The 14,863-nt window shown below is 66.5% G+C and carries 20 protein-coding genes; 4 read left to right on the forward strand and 16 right to left on the reverse strand.

All coding sequences use genetic code 11. The features are described 5' to 3' along the window. The first annotated feature begins 197 nt into the window (after positions 1-197). Both EWE75_RS11620 and gmk read left to right on the forward strand, forming a co-directional pair. Positions 198-419, forward strand: a complete 222-nt coding sequence (locus tag EWE75_RS11620) for a hypothetical protein (RefSeq protein ID WP_130157597.1) — start codon at positions 198-200, stop codon at positions 417-419. A gap of 50 nt (positions 420-469) precedes the next feature. Continuing rightward, positions 470-1,120, forward strand: a complete 651-nt coding sequence (gene gmk / locus EWE75_RS11625) for a guanylate kinase (RefSeq protein ID WP_130157599.1) — start codon at positions 470-472, stop codon at positions 1,118-1,120. Here the strand turns inward: gmk and EWE75_RS11630 are convergent, their stop codons facing one another. The 8 genes from EWE75_RS11630 to EWE75_RS26070 are packed head-to-tail and all read right to left on the reverse strand — an operon-like array spanning position 1,121 to position 5,809. Further along, positions 1,121-1,810 (reverse strand): ATP12 family chaperone protein, encoded by a 690-nt coding sequence (locus tag EWE75_RS11630; protein WP_130157601.1) that lies wholly within the window; start codon positions 1,808-1,810, stop codon positions 1,121-1,123. Beyond that, the gene (locus EWE75_RS11635; RefSeq protein WP_130157603.1) at positions 1,807-2,013 is read right to left on the reverse strand and encodes a hypothetical protein; all 207 of its coding nucleotides are present in this window, start codon (positions 2,011-2,013) and stop codon (positions 1,807-1,809) included. The genes EWE75_RS11630 and EWE75_RS11635 overlap by 4 nt, the downstream gene beginning before the upstream one ends. Continuing rightward, positions 2,010-2,666 carry an HAD-IA family hydrolase gene (locus tag EWE75_RS11640; protein WP_130157605.1) on the reverse strand — a complete coding sequence of 219 codons (657 nt, stop codon included), beginning with the start codon at positions 2,664-2,666 and terminating at the stop codon, positions 2,010-2,012. The genes EWE75_RS11635 and EWE75_RS11640 overlap by 4 nt, the downstream gene beginning before the upstream one ends. Beyond that, a complete protein-coding gene (locus EWE75_RS11645) occupies positions 2,663-3,262 on the reverse strand; it encodes an FMN-binding negative transcriptional regulator (protein WP_130157801.1) in 600 nt (199 codons plus the stop codon). The genes EWE75_RS11640 and EWE75_RS11645 overlap by 4 nt, the downstream gene beginning before the upstream one ends. Next, the gene (locus tag EWE75_RS11650) at positions 3,262-3,711 is read right to left on the reverse strand and encodes a MaoC family dehydratase (protein WP_130157607.1); all 450 of its coding nucleotides are present in this window, start codon (positions 3,709-3,711) and stop codon (positions 3,262-3,264) included. The genes EWE75_RS11645 and EWE75_RS11650 overlap by 1 nt, the downstream gene beginning before the upstream one ends. Further along, positions 3,708-4,817 (reverse strand): RluA family pseudouridine synthase, encoded by a 1,110-nt coding sequence (locus EWE75_RS11655; protein WP_130157609.1) that lies wholly within the window; start codon positions 4,815-4,817, stop codon positions 3,708-3,710. The genes EWE75_RS11650 and EWE75_RS11655 overlap by 4 nt, the downstream gene beginning before the upstream one ends. After that, positions 4,814-4,975 (reverse strand): hypothetical protein, encoded by a 162-nt coding sequence (locus EWE75_RS25030; protein WP_165388356.1) that lies wholly within the window; start codon positions 4,973-4,975, stop codon positions 4,814-4,816. Before EWE75_RS25030 ends, EWE75_RS11655 begins: the two co-directional genes overlap by 4 nt. A gap of 57 nt (positions 4,976-5,032) precedes the next feature. Next, entirely contained in the window at positions 5,033-5,809 is a 777-nt protein-coding gene (locus tag EWE75_RS26070) for a hypothetical protein (RefSeq protein ID WP_130157611.1), read from the reverse strand. 119 nt (positions 5,810-5,928) lie between these two features. Between EWE75_RS26070 and EWE75_RS11665 the strand changes: the two genes are divergently transcribed. Next, positions 5,929-6,186, forward strand: a complete 258-nt coding sequence (locus EWE75_RS11665) for a hypothetical protein (RefSeq protein ID WP_231708321.1) — start codon at positions 5,929-5,931, stop codon at positions 6,184-6,186. A gap of 58 nt (positions 6,187-6,244) precedes the next feature. Here the strand turns inward: EWE75_RS11665 and EWE75_RS11670 are convergent, their stop codons facing one another. The 5 genes from EWE75_RS11670 to EWE75_RS11690 form a co-directional block, all read right to left on the reverse strand. Continuing rightward, a complete protein-coding gene (locus EWE75_RS11670; protein WP_130157613.1) occupies positions 6,245-6,829 on the reverse strand; it encodes a glycine zipper 2TM domain-containing protein in 585 nt (194 codons plus the stop codon). Between the two features lie 102 nt (positions 6,830-6,931). After that, positions 6,932-7,360, reverse strand: coding sequence for an OsmC family protein (locus tag EWE75_RS11675; RefSeq protein ID WP_130157615.1), 429 nt, complete (start codon positions 7,358-7,360; stop codon positions 6,932-6,934). Between the two features lie 138 nt (positions 7,361-7,498). Then, positions 7,499-8,428, reverse strand: coding sequence for a bifunctional riboflavin kinase/FAD synthetase (locus EWE75_RS11680; RefSeq protein WP_130157617.1), 930 nt, complete (start codon positions 8,426-8,428; stop codon positions 7,499-7,501). A gap of 59 nt (positions 8,429-8,487) precedes the next feature. Continuing rightward, positions 8,488-8,961 carry a dihydrofolate reductase gene (locus EWE75_RS11685; protein ID WP_130157619.1) on the reverse strand — a complete coding sequence of 158 codons (474 nt, stop codon included), beginning with the start codon at positions 8,959-8,961 and terminating at the stop codon, positions 8,488-8,490. Then, positions 8,958-9,752: a thymidylate synthase gene (locus EWE75_RS11690; protein ID WP_130157806.1), complete on the reverse strand. Its 795-nt coding sequence runs from the start codon at positions 9,750-9,752 to the stop codon at positions 8,958-8,960. The genes EWE75_RS11685 and EWE75_RS11690 overlap by 4 nt, the downstream gene beginning before the upstream one ends. A gap of 105 nt (positions 9,753-9,857) precedes the next feature. Here EWE75_RS11690 and EWE75_RS11695 point away from each other — a divergent pair, with 105 nt between their 5' ends. Continuing rightward, positions 9,858-10,274 (forward strand): JAB domain-containing protein, encoded by a 417-nt coding sequence (locus EWE75_RS11695; RefSeq protein WP_231708322.1) that lies wholly within the window; start codon positions 9,858-9,860, stop codon positions 10,272-10,274. A gap of 42 nt (positions 10,275-10,316) precedes the next feature. Here EWE75_RS11695 and EWE75_RS11700 read toward each other — a convergent pair whose 3' ends face one another. The 3 genes from EWE75_RS11700 to EWE75_RS11710 all read right to left on the reverse strand — a co-directional run bounded on the left by EWE75_RS11700 (position 10,317) and on the right by EWE75_RS11710 (position 14,821). After that, positions 10,317-11,024 (reverse strand): methyltransferase domain-containing protein, encoded by a 708-nt coding sequence (locus EWE75_RS11700; protein ID WP_130157621.1) that lies wholly within the window; start codon positions 11,022-11,024, stop codon positions 10,317-10,319. Between the two features lie 2 nt (positions 11,025-11,026). Next, positions 11,027-12,154 (reverse strand): peptide chain release factor 2, encoded by a 1,128-nt coding sequence (gene prfB / locus EWE75_RS11705; protein WP_130157623.1) that lies wholly within the window; start codon positions 12,152-12,154, stop codon positions 11,027-11,029. A gap of 129 nt (positions 12,155-12,283) precedes the next feature. Then, positions 12,284-14,821, reverse strand: a complete 2,538-nt coding sequence (locus tag EWE75_RS11710) for a penicillin-binding protein 1A (protein ID WP_130157625.1) — start codon at positions 14,819-14,821, stop codon at positions 12,284-12,286. Positions 14,822-14,863: the final 42 nt, after the last annotated feature.

The raw sequence follows: 14,863 nt of genomic DNA on the forward strand, positions 1-14,863 counted from the left end.
ACGACGCCTCGCCCTCAATTTGCTCCAGCACGACACCCGAAAACTCTCCATCCGCAGAAAATTTAAACACGCCGGATGGCACGACGACTATCTCTCTTCTCTCCTCGCTCAAATGCGATAGCCCTGCTTCCAGGGAGGGGAGACGTAAGGAACAACCTTCACCCTCGCGCTTTGAGCGCTCGAACAAGGAGACTCATATGAACTTCACCACCCTTATCGGCGCAGCGATCGGCGCCGCCATCGATGGTTCGGACGGCGAGGACAGCACCGTCGATGGCGCGATCGAGGGTGCCATCGTGGCGACCGTCGTGCGCGCGGCGATCCCGCTCGCGCTGACCTTCGCGACCGGCTGGCTGGTGCTGCGCGGCATCGGCAAGCTCAAGGATGCCGCGTTCGGCACGTCGGAACCGCAAGCGTAAACCGTCTTGGCGGGTTGACGGGGCAGGGCCGGGCGCGCCAGTAGCGCGCGATGAGCGTATACAACCCCGCCGACCCGCACGGCTTCAAGCGCCGTGGCGTGCTGTTCGTCCTGTCCTCGCCGTCGGGCGCGGGCAAATCGACGATCGCGCGCAAGCTGCTCGCCGCCGAGACCGAGCTGCACATGTCGGTCTCGTACACCACGCGGCCGATGCGCCCTGGCGAGGTCGATGGCGTCGATTACCATTTCGTCGATCTCGAACGCTTCCGCGAGATGGTCGCGAATCACGAATTTCTCGAATGGGCGCACGTCTTCGACCACCGCTACGGCACGCCCAAGTCGCAGGTCTGGAGCGAACTGGGCAAGGGCCGCGACATCCTGTTCGACATCGACTGGCAGGGCGCGCAGCAGCTCCACCAGCTCGCCGGCGGCGATATCGTCCGCATCTTCATCCTGCCGCCCTCGATGGAGATCCTGCGCGAACGGCTGGAACGCCGCGCGACCGACTCGATGGCGGTGATCGACGCCCGCATGGCCCGCGCCGCCAACGAGGTGAGCCACTGGGACGGTTACGATTATGTGCTGGTCAACGATGACGTCGAGGAATGCTTCGCCTGCGTGAAGACGATCCTCGCGGCCGAACGGCTCAAGCGGTCGCGCCAGACCGGCATCATCGGGTTCATCCGCAAGCTGTTGCGCTGATTACGCCAGACGGAGAAGGTCGAGCAGCCGAACGCCCGCGTCGAAATCGCGGCGCCGCACCGCGCGCGCGCCTTCGGCGAGCGGGTCGCGGCCCCAGCGATCGGCCTGGAACTCTTCGTCGACGATCGCTGCCGTCCACACGTCTTCCGCGCTCGCCGCGCCTTCGATCAGCGCGAGAGCCGCGATCAGCGAGCCACTGATCGTCACGATCGGCGACAGCGCCGCCAGTTCGAACGCACCACGCGCCGCCACCGCTTCACCCAGCCGCGCCAGCGTCGCGGGCGGCTGCGCGCGATGCATGATGCCGGTGACGACCTCGAAATGCACATCGTAGCGGTGGCGCGCCCAATCGAGCAGCGGCTCCCACGCCGCCGTCTGCCGCCCGGCCAGTTCCTCGGGATCGTCGGCGCGGTAGCAGAGCAGGTCGCTTTCGCCGTACGCCGCGAGACCGGCGGCGAACAGCATCGGATCGCCGGCGATGCGATCGATCGCCGCGTTGCCGAGTCCGGTCAGCGGCATCGCGCCCGGATCGACCGTCTCGCCACACGCGCGCCATTCGTCGGCAACCGCCTCGGCCAGTGCTTGGGTAGGTAACAGCAGTGGTACGCGACCGGGCGTGCGCAGCGGCTTGCCGTCGAGCCGGATGCCGCGTTCGGCATCGACCGTCACGACTTTCCAGAAACGCTTCATTCGGGCGGCGTCCGCCAGCGGCGCGCAAGCGCGCGCGGCACCACCGCCATCATGAAGAGCGCTGACAACACCAGCGCCGTGCCGATGATCTTGGGAACCAGTGCATCAGTGCGCGCGATCAGGATCAGCCCGAGCACTGCGCCGGCCGTCGCCGCCAGCCGCGCGCCGACGATGATCGACCAGTGTTTCGCGTCGTCGTTCATGTTGCCATCAGCCCAACCAGTGCGGGCACTTCGGTCGCAACCGCATGCGCGCCCGCCGCATGCAGTTCATGTGGGGGATGATAGCCCCAGCCGACGCCGAGCGCGCGCGTGCCGGCAGCGCGCGCCATCAGCATGTCATAGCTGGTATCGCCGATCATCACCGTCGTTTCGGGCGACGCGCCGGCATCCGCCATCGCCTGTTCGATCATCGAAGGGTGCGGCTTGGAAGGGTGGCGATCAGCGGTCTGGAGCGTGATGAAGCGCGCGGTCAGCCCGTGCGCGGCGAGAACATGCGCGAGGCCGCGATCCGACTTGCCGGTCGCGACGCCGAACAGCCAGCCGTCCGCCTCAAGCTGGTCGAGTACATCGGCGATCCCGTCGAACAGCGGCTCGTCGGCAAGCGCGCCGGTGCTGCGCATTGCGAAGAACCGTGCCTTGTATTCGGCGGCGAGCGCTTGGTGTTGCGCGGCATCGGCGTCGGGAAGCAGCGCCTGCATCGCTTCGACGAGGCTGAGCCCGACGATCCGCCGGATCGCATCGCGCTCCGGCACGTCGAGCTGGTGCAGCGTGAAGGTATCCTCGACCGCGCGGCAGATATTCGCCTGGCTATCGACCAGCGTGCCGTCGCAGTCGAACAGAGCGAGCCGGTTCATACGCTGCGCATCCAATCCGCGATGCCGCGCCGACCGGACGCCTCCGCACCCTCCGCCGCCGCCAGTCGTGCCGCTTCGGGCTTGTTCTGCCCGAGTTTCCGCGTGCCGCGCCACGCCTGCACCTCAAGCGTGAAACCGACGATCCCCCGCGTCATGCGGTCGAACAGTGCGCCGTCCATCTTATTCCGCGTCCACGGCGCTTTCGGCGCGAGCCGTGCCTCCTGTTCGGCGGAAATCGCGTCAACCTGGGCCACCAAAGCATCCTGCTCCATGCGCCGCATCCGCCCCTCGAGTTCGATCGCGACATAGTTCCAGGTCGGCACCTGATCCGCGCCCAGCCCGTACCAGTCGGGGCTGATATACCCGTCCGGCCCTTGCACGACGAAGACAGCGGTCGCGCCGTCGAGATGACGCACGATGCCATTTCCGCGCGCCAGATGCAGGCCAAGCGTCGCCTCGCCGAGCCATACCACCGGCACATGCGCGACGCGTGGTCCATCCGGCGTCGCCACGAACAGCGTGCCGAAGCCGCGCTCAGTGACGAGCGCGCGCATCGCCTCGCGGTCTTCCCAGCGGAAAGCGGACGCGGGGTGCATCACATCGGCCGCGTGGGGAACTGCATCAGGTTGATCATGCTCATAACCATGTCGCCCTGCTGATCGGTCACGGTCGTCCGCATCGTCACCGTGCCAAGCTGCGGCTTGCTGGCGGAGCGCCGTACCGCGACGATCTCGCGCCGCGCGATCAGCGTGTCGCCCGGCCGCACCGGCTTCAGCCAGCGCAGTTCGTCCACCCCGATGCCGAGCAGCGGCGTGTCGCCGAACGGATTGTTGGCGATGAAATCGCGCATCACCAGCGCGGCGACATGCCAGCCACTGGCGATCAGCCCGCCGAACCGGCCGATGGCGGCCGCTTGCGGGTCGATATGCATCGGTTGCGCGTCGAATTCGCGCGCGAACCGCACCACATCCGCTTCTTCCACCGCGATCGGCGCGCCGGTCCAGGCATCGCCGGGGGTGAGATCGTCAAGGTATAGCGCGCTCATTTGTCCGGGGCACCGCGCCGCCGGCGTTCGCCCTTGCGGTCCTTGCGCATCGTCTTGGCGTGTTGCTTGGCCTGCTGTTTCTTCACCGCCTTGCTAGGGGGCGGGGGCGTGTCGAGCGGCATGTTGTCGCCGAGCATCTCCTCGAACCCGAAATGCTTGAGGCTTTCGGCGAAGTGGCGCGGCAGTTCGGCCTTGACGTCGATCACGCCGCCATCGGGATGGTCGATGCGAAGGTTGCGCGAATGGAGGTGCATCTTGCGGCTGATGCTGCCGGTGAGGAACGCAGCCTGTCCGCCGTATTTGCCGTCGCCGACGATCGGATGGCCGATCGCCGCCATATGCACCCGCAACTGATGCGTGCGCCCGGTGTAGGGGATCAGCTCGACCCACGCGCAAGTGGTGCCGGCGAGTTCGATCACGCGGTAGCGCGTGCGGGCGGGAGCGCCTTCGGCCTCATCGACGTGCATCTTCTCGCCACCCGAGCCGGGTTGCTTGGCGATCGGCAGCTCGATCATGCCGTCCTCGATCGAGGGCACGCCCACGACGAGCGCCCAGTAGATTTTCTTGGCGGTGCGCGATGAGAACGACTTCGAGAAGAACGCCGCCGCGCGGCTGGTCCGCGCGATCAGCAACGCGCCGCTGGTATCCTTGTCGAGCCGGTGGACGAGCTTGGGGCGCCCATCGTAATCGTCCTGATAGGCGTCGAGCAGCCCATCGACATGCTCGGTCGTCTTGGTGCCGCCCTGCGTGGCGAGACCGGGCGGCTTGTTGAGGACGATCGCCTGCGCATCGCGGTGGATGACGAGTTCGCGCGCGAAGGCGATCTCGTCCTCGCTGAGTGCGACGCGTTCGCGCTTCTGCGGTGCGTCGGCGCGGACCGGCTCGGCCGGCGGCACGCGGATCGTCTGGCCCGGCACGATGCGGTCGCCCGGCGTCGCGCGCGCGCCATCGACGCGAAGCTGGCCGGTGCGCGCCCATTTCGCGACGGTGGTGAAGCTCGTGTCGGGCAGATGGCGCTTGAACCAGCGATCGAGCCGGATGCCGTCGTCGTCGGCCTCGACGCGGAAGCTGCGGACATCGCCTTCGGTTCGCGGGGTCTCGCTCATGCCACGGCTCGTACGAAAGACAGGCCGCCGATCACAGTGGCGGCCAGCGTATCAAAGCGAAAGCTCACCCCGAACAGCGCCGTCATCAAGCGGCCAACATGCCGCCGCTCGACGGTGCCGATCGCGCCGCGCGTAAAGACCAGAAAAAAGTGTGTCATGCCGCCCGTTAGCGCGGTTCGGCGCGAAAGAGAACCTGTGCTTAGGCGTGAGCCGCGTCAGCTTCCGTTGTTTGCCACCAGATCGACGTCCGTCCCGCCATCGCGGCGCGTGGTGAGGAACAGCGCGAAAGCTGCGCCATCGCGCCCGCGCGTGCCGCCCAGCACATGCTGGCTGCCGTCGGCTTCATGCTCGGCGGCGAAGCCCGCGCCCGATGCGCGCGTGTAATACCAGTCGATCACGGTCTGAAGCGACGCCGCAGTCGCGAAGCTGACGGCGCGGAGCGCGCAGCCGTTTTCGGAGGCGCCGGCTGCCTCGCTGACGCGGGCATCCGGGTAAAGTGGCAGGTCGCTCGGGAGTCGCGTCGCCCAGCTCGCCGAATAATGCATCTCGCCCGCGCAATTCGCGGTGCGCTTGTCCTTCTGGCGCGACGCCAGCGCGCCGAGCGTCAGCGACTGGCGCGCCGCCTCGCATTGCGGGCACGATCCGTCGGCCTTGGGGGCTGGTGCGGATTTGAGCGTCTCGCTGGTGCCGGCACCAGCGCCGGTGGCGGCGGTGCTCGCGGCGGCGGTGACGGTATCGGCCGGGACCGCGCCCGAATACGGCTGGGCAGGCGGACGCACGGCATTGTCATTGGCTTGCTGCGCGAGCGCGGGATCGACCATGATCTGATCGTGCAGCGCCGCCATCATCGCCGGATCGCGGCCATTGCCGCTACCGGCATCGGCGAGCTGGTTGTCGAGCGAATCGAGATTGCTCTGCTCGGTGTTGCGCGCGCCGCAGCCTGCGGTCGCCAGCGCAAGCGCGAGTAAGGCGATCAGCCGGTTATCAGGCATTCCAGGCGCTCCCATTTCCATTCGGGCGGACAATGCGCGCGCATGACGTATTTTCGGTTAAGGCGGAACGCGGGAACGCGGTTAATTGCCGAAATCGCCGTTAACCAGGTGCGGCGCGCTTGCGTTACGGTGCAGGCAAAGTCATCCTGCCGCTTATGCTCAACCTGCTTTCCATATTCGTCGGCGTGCTCGTCTTTTTCGGGGCGATCATCGGGTTCATCCCGTTTTTCGGCTGGTTCAACTGGCTGCTGATCCCGCTGGCCCTGTTCGGCGTGGTGCTGGGAATGCTGTCCTCGCACCGATCCGGGCGCAATCTCAATATCGTGTTGATCGTGTTCTGCGCGCTTCGGCTGATGATCGGCGGCGGGCTGTTCTGAAACAAAAAGCCCGGTGATCGCTCACCGGGCCTTTCGCGTGTTCGTCAGGTCGCTCCGCTCAGCGGCAGGTCACCTGGCCGCGATCAATCGACGTGCCAAGCGCCGCACCGCCAGCGACGCCGAGCAATGTGCCTAGCGTGCTCGACCGGCCATTCGATAGCGCGTTGCCGAGCAATCCGCCGGCAAGCCCGCCGACGATCAAGCCGGTGGTGCCATCCGAGCGGCGGCAATAATAGCGGCCGTTGCCGCCGCGATAGATGCGGTCATAGCGGCCGAGCCGGCGCGGCTGGTAATAGCTGCCGTCGCGATAATAGCGGTCAGCGTAATAGGCGCGCTGGCCGGGTTCGGGGCGGTTATAATCGTAACCGCGATACTGGCGCCAGTCGCGACCGGGGCCACGCCCATTGCCGCGCCAGTCGGCACGATCATGATCGCGGCCATTCGGACCACGTCCGTCAGGGCCACGGCCAGCGGGACCGCGCCCGTCAGGACCGCGCCCATCAGGGCCACGACCATCGGGGCCGCGCCTGTCGCGATCGTCGTGGCCCGGACGGCCATTGTCCCAATGGCGATCCTGCGCGGTGGCGGGGATGGCGGGGACCAGCGTCATAGCCGCGACGGCGGCGAGTATCAGCCTGCGCATATCGATATCCTTTTCGTGCGATGGACCCAGAACCCCCGGCACCGAGCAGAGGTTGCGTGAACGGAAGACACCCTTCCGATCACGCAACGTCGATGGAGAGGGTCAGCCGTTGAGCGTGTGCGTCAGCGTGATCTCGGCATTGAGAAGCTTGGAAACCGGGCAATTGGCCTTGGCGTCAGCAGCGATGCTCTCGAACTGGCCGGGTTCGATGCCGTCGATCGTGGCGGTCAACGCGAGGTCCGAACGGGTGATCTTGAAGCCGCCGTCAGCCTGCACAACCGTCACCTTGGCGGTCGTCTCGAGCGTTCCCGCGCTATACCCGGCCTGCGCCAGCGCGAAGCTGAGCGCCATGGTGAAGCAACTCGCGTGCGCGGCGGCGATCAGTTCTTCCGGGTTGGTGCCGGGTTCCTCGCCGAAGCGCGTGGTGAAGCTGTACGGCGAATCGGAAAGAACGCCCGACTGGGTCGAGACATGGCCCTGGCCGTCTTTGCCAAAGCCTTCGTAACGTGCGGAACCGGAACGAGTCGTCATGATGCGTCTCCTTGTCGTGAGGCTTGCCCCGCCGGTGATGTCGCAGCCTGGTTACGGCATGACGGCACCAGAAGGATCAGTGCGGAGGCGAAACGTTCGCGCGGCGCACGGGTTTCATGGCTGGCAAAACAAACCGGATTACCCGCCCGCGAGCACCACCCGCGCCCGGTCGCAATCCGCTGCGATCGCGTCTGTGAGCGCGTCGAGCGTGTCGTACTTGGCCTCTGCGCGAAGAAACTCGATGAGCTCGACCGCGATCGTCTGTCCGTAGAGGTCGCCGGCAAAGTCAAAGAAATGCGGTTCGAGCAATTCCTTGGGCGGATCGAAGCTCGGTCGCACGCCGAGGTTCGCCGCGCCGCTGAGCACACGCCCATCGGGAAGGCGGCCGCGCACCGCATAGATGCCGTAGGTCGGCCGCAGATATGTGCCCATGTCGAGATTCGCGGTGGGAAAGCCGATCGTCCGGCCCAGCTTCGCGCCGTGCATCACCTCGCCCTCGATCGTGAACGGGCGGGTGAGCAGCCGCGCCGCGCCGCGTGGATATCCGCTGGTCAGCGCCGCGCGGATGCGGCTTGATGAGACCGGCTCGTCGTCGAGTGTCACTGGCGCGACCGACTCGACCGAGAAGCCGTGGCGCCGGCCGAGTTCGGTCAGCACGCCGATATTGCCGCTGCGGGCCTTGCCGAAGGTGAAGTCTTGGCCCGTCACCGCGCCGCCCAGGCCGATCGCCGCGATCAGCCGCTGCTCGACAAACGCTTGCGCGCTCAGCGCGGCGAGCGCTGCGTCGAAGCGGAAGACGATCATCGCGTCGGCGCCGGCTTCCGCGAACAGCCGCTCGCGCTGGTCGAGCGTGGTGAGCCGGAAGGGCGCGGCATCGGGCTTGAAGTAGCGCACCGGATGCGGATCGAACGTCGCGACCAAAGCGGGCCGCCCCTCGGCACGCGCGCGCGCGATCGCTCGGCCGACCACGGCCTGGTGCCCCAGATGGAACCCGTCGAAATTCCCAAGCGCAACGATACCGCCGCGCAAAGCCGCAGGCAGCACCGAGCTGCCGTCAAGCCGCTCCATGTCGGCGGGCTATAGGGGCGCGGGACAGCGCGCGCCAGTGGGGTTGCGCAGGCATTGCGTCAGCGGCGTGGTGTGAGCGTGAAGAAACTGTAAGCCGGGCGTTCGCCTTCGGCGGCATGATCCTCGCGCGCCAATTCCTGCCATCTGCCGGCATCGAGCGTGAATTGGGCGTCGCCCTCATATTCGCGCCAAATCGTCGTGACTTCGGCGCAGTCGGCGCGATCCTCGAACAGCCGAAAAACCTCAGCTCCACCGATCACCGAAACGTCGCCGCCGGCGAGCGCGAGCGCAGCCTCGACCGTGTGCGCGACCTCCGCTCCCGCCGCCGACCAGTCCGCGTCGCGCGTCAGCAGGATATGGCGGCGGCCCGGCAGGGGCGCCGGGAAGCTCTCGAACGTCTTGCGGCCCATGATCATCGGTTTGCCCAGCGTCAGCGCCTTGAACCGCTTCAGGTCGGCGGGGAGATGCCAGGGCAGTTTGCCGTCGCTGCCGATGACGCCATTCTCCGCGTGGGCGAAAACGAGCGTAATCACACCGCCACCGCCGCCTTGATATGCGGCTGCGCAATGTAATCGTGAAGTACGAAATCCTCATACTCATAGCCATCGATCGAATCGGCCCGCCGCCGGATCTCCAGCCGTGGCAACGGCCCCGGCGTGCGGGAAAGCTGCTCACGCGCCTGATCGAGATGGTTGGAATAGAGGTGGCAGTCGCCGCCGGTCCAGATGAACTCGCCCGGCTCCAGCCCGCATTGCTGCGCGATCAGGTGCGTCAGCAACGCGTAACTGGCGATGTTGAACGGCACGCCAAGGAAGATATCGGCCGAGCGCTGGTAGAGCTGGAGCGATAGCCGTCCGTTCGCGACATAGGTCTGGAAGAGGCAGTGGCACGGCGCCAGCGCCATCGCGTGCAGGTCACCCGGATTCCAGGCGGTGACGATCTGGCGACGCGAGGCCGGGTTGGTCTTGATCTGCTCGATCAGCTCGGCGATCTGGTCGATGTGGTGCCCGTCCGCAGTCGCCCAGTCGCGCCATTGCTTGCCGTAAACCGGGCCGAGATCACCGTTTTCGTCGGCCCATTCGTCCCAGATGCTCACCTTGCGGTCGCGCAGCCACTGGACGTTGGTGTCGCCGCGCAGGAACCACAACAGCTCAACGATGATCGAGCGCAGGTGTAGCTTCTTCGTGGTCAGCACAGGGAAGCCCTGCGCGAGATCGAAGCGCATCTGGTGCCCGAACACCGAGAGCGTGCCGGTGCCGGTGCGGTCCATCTGCTCCGCGCCGGTATCGAGGACTCGCCTCATCAGATCGAGATATTGCTGCATGCGCGCGGGTCTAGCGCGCGCCGCCTCGCGCGTCACCGCCGATATGAATGGCCCGAAATGGAGGGGTGTCCTTCCAGGCATCGCTGAACGCGTCATCATTGCGGGGTGGAGCTATCACCGATCCCCATCCCGCCGCCCGGCGCGCCCTTCCGCAAACTGGATGCCGAGCATGTCGCGATCGCGCTGTTCGCGCCGATCCGCGATCTCGCGATCGAGGTCGCCATGTTCGCGTATGTCGATCCCGAATGGCGGCTGCTCGGGGTCCGTACCCGGCCCTCGAACGAGCCGCACACGGTCGAGGTGCCGATCCGCATCATCGTCGCGGATGCATTGACCTTCGACGCGGCAGGTGTGGTGATGGCGCACAACCACCCCAGCGGCGACCCGACGCCCAGCGAGGGCGACCGCGCTCTTACGCGACGGCTGGCGCGGGCGCTGGACGGGGTGGGTGTGCGGCTGATCGACCATCTCGTACTCGCAGGGCGCGAGACAGCGAGTTTCCGGCGCATCGGGTTGCTATGATCGCGGGTAGGGTGTTCGCCGATATGTGGTCGACTGGGGGCCTTATCGGTTCACGCAGGCCTTGATCGTCGACGGTTCCGGTCGTCGACCCACCGCTTTGAACGTAGCAAGATAGCCGCCGGCCGATGGCATGTCCTGCCGAGCGACCTGCGTGTAGCCGACAGCGGCGAACTCGCATTTCAGCAACGCGGGCGGTGTGCCGTGGCGCTGGGTCGGGCGATCGGCATCGACCACCACGACAAGGCCGTCGGGCTTGAGCGACGGGCGCATCCGCCACAGGAATTCGTAGGGTTGGCCGATTTCATGATACATGTGGATCATCAGGACGCGGTCGAAGCTGTTCGCCGGCAGCTTCGGATCGGCGGGCGTACCGAGCCGCACGCTGACATTGTCGAGCCGGTCGCGCGCGACGCGTTCCGCCAGCGCATCGTGGATGCTGGCGACGATATCCTCGGCCAGCACGCGACCCTCCTTGCCGACGTGCGCGGCGAGGCGGATCGTGTAATAGCCCTCGCCCGCGCCGAGATCGGCGACGGTCATGCCGCGCTTGATGCCGGCTTTCGCCATGACCTGCTGTGCTTCGTCGCGGCTGTCACGATCCTGCTCGGTGGACCAGCGCGGCGAAACGATCCGCGCGACCGGGCGGTCGGCGGCGGGGAAGGGGCCTTCGGCCTGTTGCGTTGCCGTGGGGGCGCAAGCGGCGAGCGCCAGCAGCGCCAACGACGAACCCCTGAGGTGCCCCCATGCCATGATCAGTCGACGTCCTCCACCTCGACCGTCTCGCCGGTCACGCGCTGCGACAGCGCGGCGGCCATGAAGGCGTCGAGATCGCCGTCCAGCACGTCGGACGGGCTGGTCGAGGTAACGCCGGTGCGCAAATCCTTCACCAACTGATAGGGCTGCAACACGTAGGAGCGGATCTGGTGGCCCCAGCCGATATCGGTCTTGCTGGCGTTCTCCGCGCTGGCCGCCGCCTCGCGGATCTGCAATTCGCGTTCGTAGAGCTTGGCGCGGAGTTGGTTGTACGCCTCTGCCTTGTTCTTGTGCTGCGATCGCTGGTTCTGGCACTGCACGACGATGCCGGTCGGAATGTGCGTGATCCGCACCGCCGAATCGGTCGTGTTGATGTGCTGGCCGCCGGCGCCTGACGCGCGGTACGTATCGATGCGCAGATCGCTTTCGTTATATTGCACGTCGATATTGTCGTCGATCACCGGATAGACCCACACACTCGCGAACGAGGTGTGGCGACGCGCGGCACTGTCATAGGGGCTGATGCGGACGAGGCGGTGAACGCCGCTCTCGGTCTTGGCATAGCCATAGGCATTCTCGCCCTTGAGCAGCAACGTCGCCGATTTGATGCCGGCCTGCTCGCCCGAATGGTGATCGACCAGTTCGACCTTGAGGCCGTGACGCTCCGCCCAGCGCGAATACATGCGCTGGAGCATGCCTGCCCAATCCTGGCTCTCGGTGCCGCCCGCGCCGGCATTGACCTCGACATAGGTGTCGTTGCCATCAGCCTCGCCGGCGAGGAGCGCCTTGACCTTATCCTCGGCGGCGCGTTTCGAGAGAGTGGCGAGCGCGGCGACGCCCTCGTTCTCCATCTCGGTGTCGCCTTCGGCCTCGGCCATCTCGATCAGTTCGGCGGTGTCGCTCAGCTCGCTTTCGATCGCCCGCGTCGCGCCGATCGCCTCGTCGAGCCGCCGCCGCTCGCGCATCACATCCTGCGCCGCCTTGGCGTCGTTCCACAACGTCGGGTCTTCGACGCGCGCGTTGAGTTCGTCGAGCCGCCGAAGCGCACGGTCCCAGTCGAGAAAACGGCGGAGCAGCGCGAGCGAGTCCTTGATCGAATCGATATGTGCCTGCGCTTCGGCGCGCATGGTGGTAACTCCAGGTTCTGATCGTCGCCCCGGCGCCAAGGGATTATGGGGCCGGGGCCGCTATGTAATGTGGCAAGCGCTTCGTATCAAACGCAGCGGCCCCGGCCTTCGCCCGGGCGACGGGTTGCCCTAGTAAATCCCGCCCTCTCTTTGCAAGAAGTCGCTGTCCTTGCGCTGCTCGCCCGCCTGCGCCGCTTGCGCCGCCTGTGCCCGCGCGGCGGCGGCAGCAGCGGCGGCCGCTGCGGCTTCCTCGGGCGTCTGGCGATGGAAGACGCGGCGCGGCTCGCTCTCGGGCTTGAACGCTTCCCAGATCACCGGCGCCTTGGGATCGGCGGTCGGCCAGGCGCCATAGACCGGCTTGCCCGAGGCGCGATCGATGCGAACCATGCGAATACCGGCCGGCGCGCGGAACGGCACCTTGGGCAGACCCTCATATGCCTTGACCGCGAATTCCTTGAAGATCGGCGCCGCGATCGTACCGCCCTGCGCGTAGCCGCCCAGGCCATGCGGTGTGTCATAGCCGATATACAGGCCGCCGATCATCTGCGGCGTGCCGCCGATGAACCACACATCGGTAGGGCCGGAGTTGGTGCCGGTCTTGCCGAACATCGGCCGGTCGAGGTCGCGCAACACGGTCGCGGTGCCGCGCTGGATCACGCCCTCGGCGATGTGGACCATCTGATAGGCGCTCATCGCGTTGACCACCTGCTTGCCCCGGTTGACCGGGCGCGGCATCGGCTTGCCGTTCCAATCGGGCGCGTTGCAGCCTTCGCACGCATGCCAATTCTCGGGCCAGATCACCTTGCCGTGCCGATCCTGCACGAAGTCGATCAGCGTGCCCTGATGCGCCTGCCCGTGGTTCTCGAGGATGGTGTAGGCGTTGACCATCCGTGCCACCGTCGTCTCGCCCGCGCCGAGCGCGAAGGACAGATAGGGCGGATATTTGCCGACGCCGATCCGGTCCATCAGCCCGACCACCTTGGGCATGCCGGTCTGCGCGGCGGCGCGCACCGTCATCAGGTTGCGTGATTGCTCGATGCCCCACCGCATCGTGTGAGGGCCTGAGCCAGCACTGCCGCCAAAGTTCCGAAAGCATTTCTGCCCGAGCCGCGCGCCCTGGAAGACGCAGAACGGGCCGTCGACGATGATCGAGGCTGGCGTCATGCCGTTCTCGAGTGCGGCGGAATACACGATCGGCTTGATCGTCGATCCCGGCTGGCGCAGCGCCTGGGTGGCGCGGTTGAACGCCTGCAGACGGAAGTCGAACCCGCCCTGCATCGCCATCACCCGCCCGGTCGAGGGTTCTTCGACGACGAACGCGCCAGAGATTTTCGGGACGGCGCGCAACGCGAACTGGTCACCCTCGGGTGCGACGGCGATGATGTCGCCCGGCTTGATCGCGGCGAAGGCGGTCCCGCCTTGCTCGCGCACCGGCATCTGCGCGGCCGATCGCGGCATCGTGCCGGTCTCTCCGTTCGCGAAGCCGAGCGTCGCCGAACTGCTGTCGACTGCGGTGACGATCGCGGCGCGCCAGTCCTGATAATCGAGGCCGATATGGGTGTTGAGCAGCGTCGACAGCCAGGCGTCGCCGGTGATGTCGGCATGACCGAGCGGCCCGCTCCAACCGCGCCCGCGATCGTAACGCAGCAGGCCGTTGCGAAGCGCGGTCTGCGCATATTCCTGAATGCGCTGGTCGAGCGAGGTGCGGACCCACAGCCCGCCAGCATAGACGCTGTACGGCCCGGCATTGCCGTCCTCGCCGAATTTGTCGATCAATTGCCGGCGCACTTCCTCGACGAAATAGCCGGTGCCGGCGATTTCGGTCTTGGGCGTCTGGCGCGGCACCGTGCCGAGCGGCTCGGCATCGGCCTGCGCATAGTGGCTCTGATCGATGAAGCCGTTCCTGAGCATCTCGGCGAGCACATAATGGCGTCGCGCCAGCGCGCGTTCGGCATGACGATCGGGATCGTAGTTTGACGGGCCTTTGGGCAGGATCGCGAGATAGGCGAATTGCGCGAGATCGAGCTCGCTCAGTTCCTTGCCGAAATAGGCGTAGCTCGCTGCCTCGACGCCGAAGGCGTTACGGCCGAGCGCGATCTGGTTGAGGTACAGTTCGAGGATCTGCGGCTTGGTCAGCGAATCCTCGATTCGATAGGCGAGGATCGCCTCTTTCAGCTTGCGGCTGTAGCTGTGCTCGTTGCCGATCAGCAGGTTCTTGGCGACCTGCTGCGTGATCGTCGAGGCACCGCGCGCGCGCTTGTTGCGGGCGAGATTGTCCCACAGGGCGGAGGCGATGCCGGCGTAATCGACACCGTGATGCTCGAAGAAGGTCTTGTCCTCGGCGGCGAGGAAGGCGCGCACCAGCAGCGGCGGATATTCGTTGTAGCTCAATTCCACGCGGCGTTCTCGCGCGTAGGAATGGATCGGCAGGCCGTCGATCGCGCGCACGTTGGTCGGCAGCGGCGGCTCGTAGACGCGAAGCTTGTCGACCGAGGGCAAGTCGCGCGCGAACAAAGCGAAGAACGCGGCATAGGCGATTCCCGCCAGCACACCGAGCACGAGCAGCAGTTTCACCCACCAGCGGCCCCAAAGGCGGCCCGCAAGCCCTCGCAGTCCGTCCGCCTCGCGACGCAGGCGGAAGTTCACGCTGGAATCATCGTCGGCCATATCCGGGGCAGGCTCTAGCAAGTTTCACGCGCGTTGCCAGCC

The organism is Sphingomonas populi, assembly GCF_004208535.1.
In the GTDB taxonomy this organism is placed as follows: domain Bacteria; phylum Pseudomonadota; class Alphaproteobacteria; order Sphingomonadales; family Sphingomonadaceae; genus Sphingomonas; species Sphingomonas populi.

Coding starts and splice junctions, on each gene's coding strand:
- EWE75_RS11620 (WP_130157597.1), top strand. CDS start 198: ATGAACTTCACCACCCTTATCGGCGCAGCGATCGGCGCCGCCATCGAT.
- gmk (WP_130157599.1), top strand. CDS start 470: ATGAGCGTATACAACCCCGCCGACCCGCACGGCTTCAAGCGCCGTGGC.
- EWE75_RS11630 (WP_130157601.1), bottom strand. CDS start 1,810: ATGAAGCGTTTCTGGAAAGTCGTGACGGTCGATGCCGAACGCGGCATC.
- EWE75_RS11635 (WP_130157603.1), bottom strand. CDS start 2,013: ATGAACGACGACGCGAAACACTGGTCGATCATCGTCGGCGCGCGGCTG.
- EWE75_RS11640 (WP_130157605.1), bottom strand. CDS start 2,666: ATGAACCGGCTCGCTCTGTTCGACTGCGACGGCACGCTGGTCGATAGC.
- EWE75_RS11645 (WP_130157801.1), bottom strand. CDS start 3,262: ATGCACCCCGCGTCCGCTTTCCGCTGGGAAGACCGCGAGGCGATGCGC.
- EWE75_RS11650 (WP_130157607.1), bottom strand. CDS start 3,711: ATGAGCGCGCTATACCTTGACGATCTCACCCCCGGCGATGCCTGGACC.
- EWE75_RS11655 (WP_130157609.1), bottom strand. CDS start 4,817: ATGAGCGAGACCCCGCGAACCGAAGGCGATGTCCGCAGCTTCCGCGTC.
- EWE75_RS25030 (WP_165388356.1), bottom strand. CDS start 4,975: ATGACACACTTTTTTCTGGTCTTTACGCGCGGCGCGATCGGCACCGTC.
- EWE75_RS26070 (WP_130157611.1), bottom strand. CDS start 5,809: ATGCCTGATAACCGGCTGATCGCCTTACTCGCGCTTGCGCTGGCGACC.
- EWE75_RS11670 (WP_130157613.1), bottom strand. CDS start 6,829: ATGCGCAGGCTGATACTCGCCGCCGTCGCGGCTATGACGCTGGTCCCC.
- EWE75_RS11675 (WP_130157615.1), bottom strand. CDS start 7,360: ATGACGACTCGTTCCGGTTCCGCACGTTACGAAGGCTTTGGCAAAGAC.
- EWE75_RS11680 (WP_130157617.1), bottom strand. CDS start 8,428: ATGGAGCGGCTTGACGGCAGCTCGGTGCTGCCTGCGGCTTTGCGCGGC.
- EWE75_RS11690 (WP_130157806.1), bottom strand. CDS start 9,752: ATGCAGCAATATCTCGATCTGATGAGGCGAGTCCTCGATACCGGCGCG.
- EWE75_RS11700 (WP_130157621.1), bottom strand. CDS start 11,024: ATGGCATGGGGGCACCTCAGGGGTTCGTCGTTGGCGCTGCTGGCGCTC.
- prfB (WP_130157623.1), bottom strand. CDS start 12,154: ATGCGCGCCGAAGCGCAGGCACATATCGATTCGATCAAGGACTCGCTC.
- EWE75_RS11710 (WP_130157625.1), bottom strand. CDS start 14,821: ATGGCCGACGATGATTCCAGCGTGAACTTCCGCCTGCGTCGCGAGGCG.